The 16,120-nt window shown below is 65.7% G+C and carries 12 protein-coding genes and 1 tRNA gene; 6 read left to right on the forward strand and 7 right to left on the reverse strand.

The genetic code is table 11. The features are described 5' to 3' along the window. Nucleotides 1-13: 13 nt before the first annotated feature. From PSRA_RS09400 to PSRA_RS07155, 6 genes are all read right to left on the reverse strand, one after another. Nucleotides 14-367, reverse strand: a complete 354-nt coding sequence (locus PSRA_RS09400) for a TadE/TadG family type IV pilus assembly protein (protein ID WP_158216367.1) — start codon at nucleotides 365-367, stop codon at nucleotides 14-16. Nucleotides 368-474: 107 nt separating this feature from the next. Continuing rightward, nucleotides 475-750: a DUF4244 domain-containing protein gene (locus tag PSRA_RS07135; RefSeq protein WP_094661215.1), complete on the reverse strand. Its 276-nt coding sequence runs from the start codon at nucleotides 748-750 to the stop codon at nucleotides 475-477. Between the two features lie 408 nt (nucleotides 751-1,158). Beyond that, nucleotides 1,159-1,860, reverse strand: coding sequence for a hypothetical protein (locus PSRA_RS07140; protein ID WP_094661216.1), 702 nt, complete (start codon nucleotides 1,858-1,860; stop codon nucleotides 1,159-1,161). 53 nt (nucleotides 1,861-1,913) lie between these two features. Further along, the gene (locus PSRA_RS09240; RefSeq protein WP_143516400.1) at nucleotides 1,914-2,432 is read right to left on the reverse strand and encodes a hypothetical protein; all 519 of its coding nucleotides are present in this window, start codon (nucleotides 2,430-2,432) and stop codon (nucleotides 1,914-1,916) included. Nucleotides 2,433-2,701: 269 nt separating this feature from the next. Continuing rightward, on the reverse strand, nucleotides 2,702-3,715 hold the full coding sequence (locus tag PSRA_RS07150; protein WP_094661224.1) for a TadA family conjugal transfer-associated ATPase: 1,014 nt from the start codon (nucleotides 3,713-3,715) through the stop codon (nucleotides 2,702-2,704). Nucleotides 3,716-3,885: 170 nt separating this feature from the next. Then, nucleotides 3,886-5,142, reverse strand: a complete 1,257-nt coding sequence (locus PSRA_RS07155; protein WP_143516402.1) for a CpaE-like family protein — start codon at nucleotides 5,140-5,142, stop codon at nucleotides 3,886-3,888. Between the two features lie 1,708 nt (nucleotides 5,143-6,850). Between PSRA_RS07155 and PSRA_RS07160 the strand changes: the two genes are divergently transcribed. The 6 genes from PSRA_RS07160 (at nucleotide 6,851) to PSRA_RS07185 (ending at nucleotide 14,637) form a co-directional block, all read left to right on the forward strand. Further along, the gene (locus tag PSRA_RS07160; RefSeq protein WP_094661219.1) at nucleotides 6,851-9,091 is read left to right on the forward strand and encodes an RNA degradosome polyphosphate kinase; all 2,241 of its coding nucleotides are present in this window, start codon (nucleotides 6,851-6,853) and stop codon (nucleotides 9,089-9,091) included. Nucleotides 9,092-9,295: 204 nt separating this feature from the next. Further along, nucleotides 9,296-10,360: an NUDIX hydrolase gene (locus tag PSRA_RS07165; RefSeq protein WP_143516404.1), complete on the forward strand. Its 1,065-nt coding sequence runs from the start codon at nucleotides 9,296-9,298 to the stop codon at nucleotides 10,358-10,360. Beyond that, the gene (locus tag PSRA_RS07170; protein WP_094661221.1) at nucleotides 10,350-11,099 is read left to right on the forward strand and encodes a thymidine phosphorylase; all 750 of its coding nucleotides are present in this window, start codon (nucleotides 10,350-10,352) and stop codon (nucleotides 11,097-11,099) included. Before PSRA_RS07165 ends, PSRA_RS07170 begins: the two co-directional genes overlap by 11 nt. Nucleotides 11,100-11,485: 386 nt before the next feature. Beyond that, nucleotides 11,486-12,673, forward strand: a complete 1,188-nt coding sequence (locus tag PSRA_RS07175) for an MFS transporter (RefSeq protein ID WP_094661225.1) — start codon at nucleotides 11,486-11,488, stop codon at nucleotides 12,671-12,673. Nucleotides 12,674-12,746: 73 nt separating this feature from the next. Beyond that, a tRNA-Lys gene (locus PSRA_RS07180) sits at nucleotides 12,747-12,819 on the forward strand. A 345-nt stretch (nucleotides 12,820-13,164) separates the two neighbouring features. Beyond that, nucleotides 13,165-14,637 (forward strand): amino acid permease, encoded by a 1,473-nt coding sequence (locus PSRA_RS07185; RefSeq protein ID WP_420820563.1) that lies wholly within the window; start codon nucleotides 13,165-13,167, stop codon nucleotides 14,635-14,637. Nucleotides 14,638-15,428: 791 nt separating this feature from the next. Here the strand turns inward: PSRA_RS07185 and PSRA_RS07190 are convergent. Further along, a partial coding sequence (locus tag PSRA_RS07190; protein ID WP_143516406.1) for an IS3 family transposase occupies nucleotides 15,429-16,120 on the reverse strand: 692 nt, incomplete at its 5' end.

The following is a 16,120-nucleotide window of genomic DNA, read 5'->3' on the forward strand; positions in this document are numbered from 1 at the left end:
GGGCTCACCGCACCTAAGGCACGCAGGCGAAGGCGTACCCGGTCACCGTCGCGGGCAGAACCCGCAGCGGATCGGGCACGACCCGCGCCGACACGCGCACATCCACGCCATCGTCGGATACGGTGAGCGACACGCTCGCCCCGTCGTTGACGAGCCGATGCGTCGTCTCCTCCGCCCATTGCGTCACGGCCGGCTGCACCTCCCCGGCGGTGGCGGGATCGGCCTGCATCTGCGCCACGATGCGCTGCGCAATAACATGCGCGGCATCCTGGCATTCGATGCGCAGGACGATGGCGCGGCCGAGCGCGCAGACGAGGATGGCGAGGGCGGCGACCGCCGGAAGGATCACGGCGAACTCGGCGGTCACCGCTCCGGCCTGCGGGCGCCGCCCGCACCTGCGGCTTTCGCCGCCTCGGCATGTTGTCCGGCGGTACGATCGCCTGCTCCTCCTCCACATGGCAACCTCGCTTCGCCTTAGGTGACGCTCAGCGCCTTGCTGATGATATTCGTCAGCAGATTGCGCACGGTATCCGATTTGAGAATCGCCATGAGGACGGCGGCGAAACTCGTCGCGGCGACGAGCACGACCGCGTACTCGGCCGTCGTGGCGCCTTCCTCGCGACGGAGAAAATCCCCGTCCATCACCAGGCACCAGGTTTTCAAAAGCCTGTCGCCGACGCTCATATGCTCTTCGCCATCGGGTTTGTCGCCATCACCGGTCATGATCAGCGGCACAAAATACTTGCTCATGATGGTCCTTTCGCTTGTAGTGTGGCCCCGCCACATAGCAGGGTTCGTTCGTTGGCGCGGGCGTATGCGGCCACCGGCAATGGTGTGCAGTGCGGCCCCGTCGCAGCGCCGTCAGCCGACGGCCTTCCGATGGATCCGGCCTCTCCTGCCGGGTTCCCTCGGGGATAGCTGCAAGGATTCCAGAGAGCCACCTCGACACGCCGGGCGACCCGACAATGTGGACGAATCGACGTCGCACACGCGAGCCTGTGGATAACTCGGGCGGATTACCGCCCGGCGGGCGCACACCGCGTTTTTAACACGCACATGCGCCCGCACACATTCGCTCACGATGATTCACCCCGGCTCCTTGACCGGACCGACGCCCAGACCCATCCGCGAAGTCCACATTCAGAGCCGCAACCAGAGTCATCCCAGTGCAATAACGCCCCACCCCGCCACGATGGGAATGATTCCGATAACGACGAAGGCCGGCAGGAAGCACAGTCCCATCGGCAACAGCACGCCCGTGGACAGTTTCGCGGCGCCATCGTCGATGGCTTGTGTGCGGTCGCGCTCATCATGCTCGATCGCCGTCTCGATGCGCGGCAGCGGCGACGATCCGTGCCGCCACGATGGTTCGAGCACATGGGCGACGGCGCGCAGGACCGCCCGCGCCCCGTCATCGTCCGCTCGGCCATCGTCCGTCCCGCCACCGTCCGCCGCATCGAAGGCCGCTCCCCACGCGGCGCCCCAGACCACGCCGCGCATCAATCGTGCCGACGCCTCGCACAGACCCGCGCCCACGCGCCCGCCGACGGCCTTGCCCACCGCCTCGAGGGCCCGGGGAATCGATGCGCCCGAGTGGATGCACACGGCCAGGAGTTCCAACAAAATCGGCGCGGTGGGGGTCGCCTGCGCGTCAATCTCAGCGCACCGCCCGACCGCAGCAGGACGCCATCGTCTCAGCACACGCGCCTCGTTCTGCAGAAAACGCCGCATGCACACAGGGCAGAGCTCACCATCCGACGCCCCGGCCACCTGCAGCCGCGAGCGGGCGATATCCGACAGCGACCACAGCGCGCCGACCAGCGTGCAGGCTGCGACGCACGCCATCACGCACCACGACATAGTCCCTCCTTCCGCGTGTTTTCCGTCCTTTCATCGCGATCGTCCCGCACCCGTCACCCTCCACGGGCGGAAGGCACGGCACCGGCACCGCAGCGTTCGAATCGTTGCGTCACACGCCGCACCCACAGCACGCCCGCGCCCTGGAGCGCAAGCCCGGCAAGAAGCACCGCATACCCGGTGGCGCTTCCCAGCAGGAAGGCCAACGGGCGCGCCGCCATCGCCTCGCCCAGCAGCAGCGTGAGCGCAGGCAGCGCCAGCAGCACACGCACCGTCGCCCGCGGCATGGCAAGTGCCTGGCGACGCAGATTCTCGGCATTCCTGACACGCGCATACTCGGCGGCCACCGCCTCGAGGCTTTTCGTCGGCTCGCACCCCACGTCATGAGCCACGGCGCAGGCCCAAGCGATGCCATGCGCCGCACGATGCCGCGCCTCGCCGCTTTCCGACCCAGCGTGGAAGTCGAGAACCGTCAAGATCCGACCCGCCGTGAGATGCGATGCGGCGAAGCGATGCCCCGCCTGCTCCTCGAAAGCCTCCTGCAGCCCGGCACCGGAGCGCAATCGCGCGTTCACCGCGCCGATGACGCCGTCGACCCCGTCCCGACCTCCGGACGGAGCAGCACCACGCGGTCTGCCTGCAGGCGGTCCATCTCCACGCGATCTGCCTCTACGCGCACCGACACCAGCGCCAGGCCGCGCGGCACCATCGTCTCCCAACCGATCGCGTGCCGCGTCGCGCAGTGCGCCGACGCACAGCACAAGGCATATCGCACTGATCATGGCAAGCATGGTCACGATCATCACCTCCTCTTCGATGGAACCGCGTATTCGAAACCATGCGCTCAGCCCGAGCCATCCCCGGGCATCCATTGCGACGCCCACGCCTGCCACGCTTCCTCGCAGCGGGGTGGTCCGACTCCATTCCAACGCGCCAGCACCCGCCCCTCAAGCCAGCCTTGCGCGCCGGTCGCCAGACACCCGATCTGCGTAATGCGGCGCACGCCCGTGTGGTCACGCTCCACATGCAACACCACATCGAAGGCGCCCTCGCACATCATCGACAGCGCCGTCGGCGTCATCCCCGCGAGCATACCGAGGGCCGAGAGGCGCGCGGGGAGACGCTCTACACTGTCTGCGTGAATCGTGGCCATTCCGCCGCGATGCCCGGAATTCAAGGCACGCACGAGGTCGGCCACCTCCTCCCCGCGACATTCGCCCAGCACGATGCGGTCGGGACGCATGCGCACGGTGGCCTTGACAAGCGCGGCCAGGCCGATGCCGCCTTTGCCCTCCACATTCGCCTGCCGCGTAACAAGCGATACGCAGTCGAGGTGATGCAGCGCCCCCAGTTCGCGCGTCTCCTCCACCGTCACGATGCGTTCGGCCTGCGGGCAGTGGGCAAGCAACGCCTTGAGCAGCGTGGTTTTGCCGCTTCCTGTGCCGCCGCTGATCAGAATGCTCGCGCGGCCGCGCACCAAGGCGCGCAGCAATGCATGCCATTGCGGCGGGAACATGCCGCGCGAGGCGAGGGCGCCAAGGTCGAGGTCGGAGGCATCCGGCAGGCGGATGCTGATGGCGGCTCCTTGCGGCACGATGGGTTCCATCACGGCGTGGAGTCTGACTCCATCGTATGTGCCGGCGTCGCAGATGGGGCAGGAATCGTCGAGTCTGCGGCCCATCTGCGAACACAGCTGCATTGCGAATGACCGCACCGCTGCGGGCGACGGGAATCCGACCGTCAGCGTGCGCTCCTCCATGCCGTGGCCACGGTCGGCCCACACGCGTCCGTCCGGCGTCACGGCGATGTCGGTGACGCCGCGTTCGCGCACGAGGTCGTCGAGCGGGCCGAACACCATGCCGCCGATCAGGCGCTGATGCGGCTCCTCCCGCTCGCCTCCTTCGTCCACATCAACCAGCCGGGCGCCGCCGACCAAGCCAATGCCCGGCATACGGGTGTCAGGCATACGCGTGTCAGGCATGGTGCGGCCGGTCGCGCCTCGGCCCGCGCCGAGACCGCTCCATCGTCCTAGTCCTGAGGCCATGGTTCCTCCCAATCCCACAGTTCCGTTACATTCCCCAGCACGCGCCCCATCGCGCGCGGCACCGCTTCGATGCCCTCGCCCGACAGCACGCGCGCCGCCAGCCGTTTGTCACGGGGCAGCGGCCCCACAATGTCGTCATCCGACAAGTAGTCGCGCACATCCGTCACCGTCACCGCGCCACGCGACGACGTCTGCGACGCGGGAGCTGCACACAACACGATTTCCTGCGGCGGCATCGTCAGCGCGCGCGACAACGCATCCCTCGCGCCCCGCGCGCAGAGCCGACGCATCCGCCGCGCCTCGTCGATATGGCGACGCGCCCGCACGGCGCCCAGCACGCTGAGCTCGAGCATATGCACGGCGCACACGATGGGGCCGTCCGCGGCATCGTCCGACCGGAACACCTTCCCGCCCCCGACTGCGCCGAGGCTCGCCTCGGCCTCGCTGGAAGAGGCGAAACTGCGCGTTCCGCTCAGCTGGGTGTCGCTGAGCCGCGGATCGCATAGCCAGGCGTCACCCCGCATCGTCGGCACGGCGCTTTCAGTGGCGGCGACGGCACCGCCCCATCCCGGCGGTGGCGGCGGCCCATTCGACTGCGCGGCGAGATTCGGCAGCTCGGCGCGATTGGCCAGCGCAGCGTAGTCTGCGGCCCCCTCGTCTCCGTGCAGGCGCCGCCGTGGCGAGGACACGCCGAAGCCGGCCGCCTCCAACCGCCCCGGCAGGCTGATGCGGCCCGAATCCACGATCACAATGTCGCAGATATCGCAGAGCGCCCCGAGCGCGGCGGTGATATGCCACCACGATGGCGCGCCCTTGTTCCACGGATCGGCCGGCAGCACCACAATGCCGTTCCAATCGATGAGCTCGCGCGCAAGCGCATCGCCGTCAATGCGGCCCAACGGTGCATCGATGCCGCTCCAGCGCAGGCCGTGCTCGCCTTCGAGCCCGAGCGTCACGTCCAGACCGCCTCCGTCGAAATCGAGGTCGACGAGAGCGCAGCGCAGCCCAGAGGATGCGAGGGTCAGCGCATAACAGGCGGCCGCCACGCTCAGCCCGCATCCGCCGGAGGCCGAGTCGAATTCCACGATGACGGGACGCTCCGGCGCATCGGTCACATCGCTGCCGCGGCGCGGCGGCGCATTCCCCCGACGATTTGTGCGCGGGGTGTCGGAGCGGTTGGCCGATCCCCTGTTGTCTGACGTATTGTCTGGCGCCTGTCGCGCCGATCGTGATGTAAACATGACCTCAGCCAACCATGACACCCAACGACACGCCGGGGCTTCCGAGCAATGTGGACGAAGGTCGCTTGTAAAAATCGACCCTGTGGATAACTTCGGTTGTCCGCCCGGAACAGGCCGCGACGGATGAGCCATCCGAAGTCAGTCGGCGAGCAATCGACAATGATCGACGATTATCAGAATGGGGGTGGCATCGATCGGAGCGGAGATAAAAGTGTCGTTTGGGTTCCCCAACGCTGCCAATGCCCACGCCGATGCACGCGACACTCCGAGGGCATAGACAAATGCACAATTGCGAACAGTAATTTTGCGTTGCGAACACGATTCGCACATGAATACGAACATTTCGATTGAAAAACACCATATTCGTTTAATCGTGAAGATTTCGTTTTTCGGCTTGATTCCTAGCCAAATGAAGCCATAATAGAAGTACAAGCAAAACAGAACAGCGGAGCCCACAAGGTCAATTGGATGAATGAATACCAAATGTTGGGCGGATTTTTTAAGGCTTACCGCCACGACAGTGTTGTTGTGTTGAGATTCCGCGCTGTGAGCTTGTATGAGGGGCCCTTCCTCCAGGTTCTGGAGGAAGGGCCTTTTCATGTTCTCCGGTCAGAAGTTCGCCTGGATCTCCGCCTCCCTCTCCCCGTCGCCGGACTCCGCATCGAAGAGACACCATCGTGCACCCTCGACCATGATTGCCCACATCGACAGCGCCCAAACCCCACCTAACCGCCACCCAAGGTGCAATCCCGTGCACCCTCGACAGGAAATACCACCTCACAACCGCCACTCCCGCACCCTAATCGCTCTCGAGGGAGCAGAATCGTGCACCCTCGACCACGATTACCCCCATCAACGCCACCCAAACCCCACCTAACCGCCACCCAAGGTGCAATCCCGTGCACCCTCGATAGCAAATACCCCGCCCCAACCGCCTTCCCCACACCCTAATCGCCACCGAAGGTGCAAAATCGTGCACCCTCGGCGTGCAATCATGACGGCGAATGACGCCAACGTGTGGAACCAGACCCTCTCCCCAATACCAGACCCTCTCCCCAATAACAGTGTGATGGCTTTCGGACCAAAAACACCGAAAACGGCCCAAAACAGGCCGAAAATGCCCGCAAGCCATCACATTGTTCCAAAAGTGAGGGCCACGCGAAGCCTTCATGGCGAAGAATCATCGCCACGAGGCATCATTCCGGGCGGTCATCGGGCCAATCGTACGGAAAAACGACTTCATGGCGAAGAATCCTCACCTCGAACGGTCATTGCGTAACGGAGAAGGAGGAATCGTGGGAAAAAACGACTTCATGGCGAAGAATCATCGCCACGAACGGAGCGGGGACCCGGCATAGGGAACGAAACGATGCCGCTGGCCTTCACCGCGCACAAATGTTCACACTGAACGGCCCCGACCCCGCCAAAACCCCGCAAAACCCAAGCCAACCGCCTTCACCGCACACAAACACTCACACCGAACGGCCCATGCCACCTCCGCGCGCCCCGCGCACCTCTCCAACCGACCTCTCCAACCGACCTCTCCAACCGACCTCTCCAACCAACCTCTCCAACCGACCTCTCCAACCGACTCCTCACCCCACACCACACCTCCCCGCCCCCGCCCCGAATGAACACGATGTGAATTGTTTCCCGGAACCCGCCCCATCTCTGTGCGCCGCCACGGAAAACGCAATAGAGTAGGAATATGGCCCAGAAGTTTACCGAACCCGCGAAGGCGATCCTGCGCAGCCAGATCGCCGAGCACATCGCGGAAACCGAGAACAAGAAAGACGTCCGCTCGCGTCACTATGAGCCGCTGCCCACCGACCGATTCTTCGATCGCGAGCTCAGCTGGCTGAAGTTCAACAAGCGCGTGCTGGAGCTCGCCGAAGACACCACGCTGCCGGTGCTGGAGCGCGCGAATTTCGCCGCGATCTTCGCCTCCAACCTCGATGAGTTCTTCATGGTGCGCGTCGCAGGCCTCAAGCGCCGCATCGATTCGGGAATCGCGGTGCCGAGCGCCTCGGGCATGAGCCCGCGCCAGCAACTGCGCGCCATCAGCGAGGAGGCGCATCGTCTGCAGGACGAGCACGCGCATTACACCACGGAGCGCATCCTGCCCGACCTGGCCAAGGAGCGCATCGTGCTGCTCAACTGGAGCCAGCTGACGATGTCGGAGCAGGAGCGCCTGAGCAAGTTCTACCGCGCCCAGGTGTTCCCCGTGCTCACCCCGCTCGCCGTGGACCCCGCGCATCCGTTCCCGTATATCTCGGGCGGCTCGCTGAACCTCGCCGTGCTCGTGGAGAACCCGGTGAGCGGCAAAACGCATTTCGCCCGCGTGAAGATCCCCGACAACATGTCGCGCCTCGTGCCGGTCGATGACCTGACGCGCGAGGAGAACGGCCAGGAGCGTTACGGCTTCATCACGATGGAGAACCTCGTGCTCTCGCATCTGGACTCGCTGTTCCCGGGCATGATCATCAAGGAGGCCCGCGCCTTCCGCCTCACCCGTAACGAGGATATCGACGTCGAGGAAGACGATGCCGAGAACCTGCTCAACGCCATGGAGCGCGAACTGCTGCGCCGCCGCTTCGGACCGCCGATCCGCCTGGAGCTGTCCGACGCCACGAGCCCGTTCCTGTCGCAGCTGCTCGCCACGCAACTCGGCGTGACGCCCGACGAGGTCTACCGCCTTCCGGCGCCGCTCGACCTCAAGGTGCTGTTCGAGCTCGGCCGCATCGACCGCCCCGACCTCAAGTACCCGCCGTTCATCCCGACCACGAACCGCCAGATCGCGGCCGTCGAGTCGAGCCAGGCGCAGGATATCTTCGCCGCCATCCGCGAGCATGACATCCTCCTGCACCACCCGTACGACTCCTTCAGCACGTCGGTGCAGGCCTTCCTCGCGCAGGCCGCCGCCGACCCGAAGGTGCTCGCCATCAAGCAGACGCTGTACCGCACGTCCGGCAACTCGCCTATCATCGACGCCCTCGTCGACGCGGCCACGGCCGGCAAGCAGGTGCTCGCCCTGGTGGAGATCAAGGCCCGCTTCGACGAGGAGAACAACATCGCGTGGGCCCGCAAGCTCGAACGCGCGGGCGTGCACGTGGTGTACGGCATCGTGGGCCTCAAGACGCATTGCAAGCTCTCGCTCGTGGTGCGCCAAGAGGACGGCGGTCTGCGCCGCTACTGCCACGTGGGCACGGGTAACTACAACCCGAAGACCGCGCGCCTGTACACGGACCTCGGCCTGCTCACCTGCGACCCGGTGGTCGGCCAGGACCTGACGCGCCTGTTCAACCAGCTGTCGGGCTACGCGCCGAAGTCGAGCTTCCATCGTCTTCTCGTGGCGCCGCGCACCGTGCGCAGCGGCCTTATCGAGCGCATCCAGCGCGAGGAGGACGCGGCGCGCGCCGGCAAGGAGGCGTGGATCAAGATCAAGGTCAACGCCATCGTGGACGAAGCCACGATCGATGCCCTGTACCGCGCCAGCCAAGCGGGTGTGAAGATCGACATCGTGGAGCGCGGCATCTGCGCGCTCAAGCCCGGCGTTCCCGGCATGAGCGAGAACATCCGCGTGCATTCGATCCTCGGCCGCTTCCTCGAGCACTCCCGCATCTACGCCTTCGCGAATTCGCAGGGCCCGCAGATCGGCGAGGGCCCGCAGTCCGGCCCCGAGGTGTGGATCGGCTCGGCCGACCTCATGCACCGCAACCTCGACCGCCGCGTGGAGGCGCTGATCCGCATCACGCAACCCGAGCAGATCGAGGCGCTGATCAAATACGTCGACCTGCAGATGGACGATTCCACGAGCAGCTGGCATATGCAGTCCGACGGGACGTATGTGAGGCATTCGGTGGACGAGAACGGCAATCCGCTGATCGATTGCCAGGAGGTGCTCATCAAGCAGCACACGCGCCGTCCGCTCCGCGCGATCAACAACTAGCGCTCAGGCGCGGCACTCCCCGGGTGCCGCGCCTTTCCTTTCTTCATACGATTTTCCCGCTCGATTCCCGCTCTCAGCCCCTCCCCGCCTCCTCCTGCACGACGATGCGGGCCGCATGCCATTGTGGAGTGACGCCATACTGCGCCAGTCCACCGCGGCACAATATGAGAACATGGAGTCGACACACATTCGGAAAGCGTGATCATGTCCAATCTTCAGCATGTCGTGAACGCGGCAGGCGCCATCGTCTACCGTTGGAACGAAGGAAGCCAGAACCCCGACGAGCATCTCGACGACCCCCTCGCCGGCCTCGAGGTATGCACGGTGCACCGCCCGCGCTACGGCGACACGAGCTGGCCGAAGGGCAAGCTCGAGAACAACGAATCGTGGATCCACGCGGCCACGCGCGAAGTGGGCGAGGAAACCGGATTCCCCGTCGCGCTGCAATCGCATATGACAACCGTCGAATACGACCTCGCCTACGAGGGCAAGGCATCGACGAAGGGTGTCAAGAAGCGCGGCATCCGCAAAACCGTGAACTACTGGATCGGACACCCGCTCGACGATGACGCGGCGCAGATGCGCGGCAAGCCCTTCGGACCGGTCGCCGACCCCGACGAGGGCGAGATCAGCGGCATCGACTGGATGACGCCGCATGACGCGCGCAAGGCCCTGACCCGCCGCGACGACAAGGCGAGCGTGGACGAGTTCGTGCGCCGCGTGCGCGACGGCAGCGCCTTCGCCGTGCCGTTCGTCATCATGCGCCACGGCAAGGCGGAGGGCCGCAAATCGTGGCATGCGTACGACGGACTGCGGCCGCTGACACCTCGCGGCGCCGGAAGCGCCTACGCGGAGGCGCGCGAGATCGCGTGCTTTGCGCCGCTCGACCTGTACAGCTCGCCGTGGAAGCGCTGTGCCGACACGATTGCGATGTACGCGGCGCAGACGGGGCAGGACGTCACGATGGTTCCCGAGCTCACCGAGGACGCCTTCGCCGACGACCCCGACGCCGCGTGGGCCGCGCTATACGCGACGATGGACGCCTGCGCGTCGCGCCGCCGCCCAGCCGCCGTGTGCATGCATCGGCCCGTGATCGGCGGTATGATTGACCATCTGCGCGAGATCTGCCTGACACCGGCCCTCGCGAAAATCGTTCCAGGAAACAACCCGTATCTTCCCACGGGGCACGCCATCGCGCTGGGACTCATCCCCACGCCCGACGGCCCTCGGATCACGGATATCCAGAAAGTGAGCCCCATTGTCTACTGATGCCGCCGGTTCCCCCGGATTCGGCTCCGTCCGCGCGGCGGGCGCCGGATTCGCCGCATCGCAACGATTCTCACGCCCGTCCCAGCTCGACCCGGCCCTTATCGACCATATGTCGGGCGGCCTCGACCCGCAGCAGCTCAGCGATATGAGCCATGCGACGGCCGAGGCGCTGCTCGACCGCGTGCACCACAGCGCCGATCCCGACGTGGTGCGCCGCACGCTCAACCTGGTGGAGACCGAAGGCGTGGACCTGGTGGCCGAGCTGTGGAGCCGGTCGGATGCCGACACGCTTCCCGGCACGCTGTGGCGCCTATATATGCTGCGCACGTGGATGCGCCGCAACGACAGCACGCTTTCGCGCATCTGGCGCGCCGGCGAGCCCGTGGACGACGTGGCAAGCGCCGTGGCGGGCATCGACGAGGCGCCGACCGCCGATGACATCGCGCGCACCGCGGATTCCATCCTCTCCGGCGCGTTCACCGGCGACTTCGCGATGGCCCTCGACCGCGCGAGCGCCTTCTGCCAGATTATCGCCGAGGCCCTGGCCGAGCAGGCGAAGGGCGGCGCGGCGACTGGTGCGGCGAGCGTTGCGGGTGCCGGCGCGGCGCGCGGTGAGACGAACGATGCGAACGGCGCGAACGATCCGCGCGCCATCATGAAGAACGCGCGCGCCCTGCATAACACAGCCAAGGATTTCCACACGGCCGCGCATCTGTGGCGCGACGGCGCGCTGTACTGACCCGCGCCATCGTGTTCCCGGTGCGCGCACTCCGCAGTGCGCGCATGCCCGGTGCGCGTATTCCAAGGTGTGTCGCGCACCGGGCATGCCGTACAATTATCGGTGCATCGGACCGTGCTTAAGCCCCGGGCTTCATTTTTTGCCGCTGCGAGCGGCCTTTGCGCCGACAGGCGCTTTCGCGGTTCGATGCTTTTCTTTTGCTTTTCGCCGTGTACTCTCTCCAGCCGATGACCGACACTCCGCCCCGGCACACCTGTTCAGGAACGTGAAGCATAATCGTCGGGTATCAGCAACACCTAAGATCTGAGGAGCGGACGGTCGTGCAACCCTCGCAAACCGATAACGACACCCGAACCAACGCCGCGCGGACCCACACCGCCCCGAGCCTGACGAAAAGCCTCCTCGCCCTCGCCTCGGGCGCCTTCATCCTCGGCGCGGCCGAATTCGTCATGATGGGCATCCTGCCGCAGGCCGCCGCGGCCACGAACGTGAGCATCCCCGTCGCCGGCCACTACATCTCCGCCTACGCATTCGGCGTGTGCGCGGGCACGCTGATCCTGGTGTTCGGGCGCCGCGTGCCGCCGCGCAACCTCATCGTGCTGTTCATGGCCATCGCGCTTATCGGCAATCTCGGCAGCGCGCTGTCGACCGGCCAGGGCATGCTGCTCGCCGCGCGCTTCATCTCCGGGCTGCCGCATGGCGCGTTCTTCGGCACCGCCACGTTGATTGCGCGCACGCTGGCGCCACGCGGCAAGGAGGCGCGGTCCGTGTCGATGATGGTGACGGGCCAGACCGTGGCGAATATGCTCGGCGTGCCGGCGGGGACGCTGCTCGCCGAGGCGGTGTCGTGGCGATGCGCGTTCCTGCTGCTCGCGGCGTGGGCGGCGATGACGATTGCGCTGACCGTCGCGTGGATTCCGCGCGTGCCGCCGATCAAGGACGCCGGCATCAAGGGGCAGTTCGCGTTTCTGAAGCATCCCGGGCCGTGGTTCGTCATCGCGGGGGTGTTCGGCGGCAACACCGGGCTGTTCTGCTGGTGGAGCTATGTGTCACCGTGGCTGCAGACCGTGGGCGGATGGCCGTCCGCGCTGGTGCCGGCGCTGATGGTGCTCGCCGGACTGGGCATGGTGATCGGCGGGATCGCGGGCGGCAGGCTGACCGACCGGTGGGTGCCCGGCGGCACGGCGGCGGTATCGCATGCGATCGGCGTGGCCGGGCTCCTGCTGGTCTTCCTCGCACCGGGCACGCGGCCGATCACCGCGGCGCTGACCTTCCTTGTGGCGTTCTCGATGTTCTTCAATTCCTCGCCGCAGCAGCTGCTCATGGTGCAGGCGGGCGCGGGCGGCGGCGAGCTGATTGCCGGCGCCGCGGTGCAGGTGGCGTATAACTTCGGCAATGCGATGGGCTCGGTGATCGGCGGTGCCGCGCTGACGGCGTCCGCGATGAATTACCACACGATTGGCCTGGCCGGCGCGCCCTTCACCGCGGCCGCCGCGATTCTCTTCGCCGTGTTCTCCCACCGCTACGAGCACCGCCGCTCCGCCCTCGAACGCCTCGAACGCGTGGAGGTATGAGCGGGAACATTCCAACTTTCCGGGGAATAGAGGGGAATAGAGAGGCGGGGACGTGTTATAATGTCTTTTCGTTGCCCCTCTAGCTCAACGGTTAGAGCAGCGTCCTTTTAAGTCGTGGGTTGTGGGTTCGAATCCCACGGGGGGCACTAGCCCCGGGTGCACACATTCATTCCACCGCGCCCGGGGCCCTTTCTTTTTCACTTTCCGCATCAACGGCGCGTTTCTACGATTCTCCCGTTCTCCCCCGCCGCCGCGCCCTTCGCGAGAACGGGCGGCCGGGGGCATCGTGGGTCCATACGCCGTACAATCCCAGACGGACGGCGACGATAATCCACGCACCGCGGCGCACCGCACACCATGCCGCGCACCGCAGTGCATGTACCGCGCCACCGGAACCGTCGTCGCAATCGTGTATCGAATCCGCAAGCGCCGCCGCAGCCGGGCGGCACGCGGTGCAGAGGAAAGAGAGGACCATGGCCGACACGCCACGCATATCGAACACAGACGCCGCAGCACCAGACACGCAATCGTCGACGCTGCAGCGCTCGCTCAAGAACCGTCACATCCAGCTCATCGCGCTCGGCGGCGCCATCGGAACCGGTCTGTTCTACGGTTCGAGCGACTCCATCAGCCTCGCGGGCCCCTCCGTGCTGCTCGCCTACCTCATCGGCGGCCTCGCGATCTTCCTCATCGTGCGCGCCCTGAGCGAGATGTCGGTGGAGGACCCGAACGCCGGCGCGTTCAGCTACTACGCCACGCGCTACTGGTCGAAGCGCGCAGGCTTCGTGTCGGGCTGGAACTACTGGTTCAACTACATCCTCGTGTCGATGGTGGAGCTGGCGGTGGTCGGCTCCTTCGTCAACTACTGGTTCCCCGCCATCCCGCAATGGGTGTCGGCGGCGTTCTTCCTCGTGCTCATCACATGCATGAACCTGCTGGGCGTCAATAAGTTCGGCGAGTTCGAGTTCTGGTTCGCCATCATCAAAATCGTGGCGGTGATCGCGATGATCATCGGCGGCATCGCGGTGATTATCGCTGGGCTGCCGACGGCGTCGGGCATCCGCGCGTCCTTCGCGAACCTGTTCACCATCGACGGCGGCTTCTTCCCGCACGGCCTGCTCTCCCGCGCGCCCGACGGCACGTGGACCGGCCTTCTCATGGCGCTCGTCGTGGTGATGTTCAGTTTCGGCGGCACCGAGCTCATCGGCATCACCGCCGGCGAGACCGAAGATCCGGCCACCACTATCCCGAAGGCCACGAACGGCATCATCGCGCGCATTCTCACGTTCTACGTGTTCGCGCTGGCCGTGATCATGGCCGTGGTGCCGTGGAACACGATCGACGGCAGCTCCAGCCCCTTCGTGCAGATCTTCGACTCCGTGGGCGTGCACGCCGCGGCCGGCATCCTCAACTTCGTGTGCCTGACCGCCGTCATGAGCGTGTACAACTCGGGCCTGTACGCGAACTCGCGCATGCTGTATTCGCTGGCGCGCCAGGGCAATGCGCCCGCATACCTCGGCACCACGAACAAGCGCGGCGTGCCGGTGGCGGGCGTGCTCACGTCGGCCGCGATCACGGTGATCGCCGTGGTGGTGGTGTTCCTGTGGCCGGAGTTCGCGTTCAACTACCTGATGAGCATCGCCACCATCGCCGCGTTCATCAACTGGGGCATGGTGGTGATCACGGAGATGAAGTTCCGCAAGGCCGTGGCCGCGGGCAAGGGACCGGGCCGCCTGGCGGGGCTCACTGGCCAGGAGGCGCTCAATGCGCTGCGGTTCAAGCTGCCGTTCGCGCGCGTGACGCCGTATTTCGTCATTGCGTTCCAGCTCATGATCGTGGTGCTTATGTGCATGTCGGATTCGTATTTCGTCGCCGTCATCGCCGGCGTGATCTGGGTGGCGGTGCTGCTGATCGCGTACCAGCTGACCCAGGCCGCCTCCTCGCGCAGCTCCCGCGCGGAGTAAGCGCCGGAGTAAGCGCCGGGTGCCGCGGGCGCAGCGCGGCGCCGGGGCGCAGCGCGGCGCCGGGGTGCGTGTCCGTAACCTATCACACTGTTGTCGATTCGAGAACAATGTGATAGGTTACGGACATTTTCGAGGGATTTTGGCCCCAAAATCGTGGATTTTGGTCCGCAAGCCATCACATTGTTATTGGGGAGAGGGGCATCGGATTCATTCGTGATTCCGCATACCGCCAACGGTGGCCTTCACTGGTCGCCCCCGTGCCAGTGAGACCAACCGTTGAACAGACCAGCGTTGAAAACACTCAGCCTCCCCGCCAACGGTGGCCTTCACTGGTCGCCTCAATGCCAGTGAGAGGCACCGTTGGGACAGAACCGACGCATTCCCAACGGCCCATCCCCCAACAGTCGGTCTCACTGGTCGCCTCAGTGCCAGCGAGACCAACCGTTGAACGAACCGGCGTTGAAAACACTCGGTCTCCCCGCCAACGGTGCCTCTCACTGGTCGCCCCCGTGCCAGCGAGAGGCACCGTTGGGACAGAACCGACGCATTCCCAACGGCCCATCCCCCAACAGTCGGTCTCACTGGTCACCCCCGTGCCAGCGAGAGGCACCGTTGAGCTCAGAAGATTCCGAATGAAGAAAAATCTGCCCGTAAGCCGTACCACTGTTCCAGAATCGAAAACAGCGGTACGACTTACGGGCATTTTCGAGGGTCTAGAGCCCAAAAATCGTGGATTGTTGTCCGCAAGGGGGTGGTGCTGTTTTGTTGGACTGCGTTGTCGTTGGTTTTCATTATGCCATGAGTCCGAGCTCGCGTCGCCGCGCGGCGATGCTGGTGCCGAACTCGGTCTTGATGCGTTCGTCGCGGTACCACGTCATGTACTCGTCGAGCCTGCGGATGAACTCCCGCAGGGAGACGCCCGCGAAGGAGCGCTTGTGGAAGAACTCCTGCTTGAGGCGTCCGAAGAAGCCCTCGGCCGCCGCGTTGTCGGGGCTGCAGCCCTTCGCGCTCATCGAACGCACCAGCCCGTTCTCCTCGCAGATCGAGATCCACCCGTCCCACCGGTAGTGGCATCCCCGGTCCGAGTGGATCACGGGTCCCTCGCCCGGTTTGAGCGCGGCGCACGCCTTGCGCAGCATGCCGTTGGACAGGGCCGAGTTCGGGCTCGTCCCGATCGTCCATGCCACGGGCATGCCGTCGTAGCAGTCGATGACCGGCGACAGGTAGACCTTGCCCGCGGGGATGGAGAACTCGGTGATGTCCGTGACCCACAGCCTGTTGGGCGCGTCCGCGTGGAAGTCGCGGTTGACGATGTTCGCGGGCGCGTCGGACAGCTCGCCCTTGTACGAGGAGTAGCGGCGCGAGCTCTTGAACGGGGGCACCAGCCCGTTGCCGGTCATCAGGCGCATGACCCGCCTGGCCGACACGACCGTGCCCCTGAGGCGCAGCGCCGCCCACACGCGCCGGTACCCGTAGCGCCGGC

Origin of the sequence: Pseudoscardovia radai (assembly GCF_002259605.1) — a bacterium.
In the GTDB taxonomy this organism is placed as follows: domain Bacteria; phylum Actinomycetota; class Actinomycetes; order Actinomycetales; family Bifidobacteriaceae; genus Pseudoscardovia; species Pseudoscardovia radai.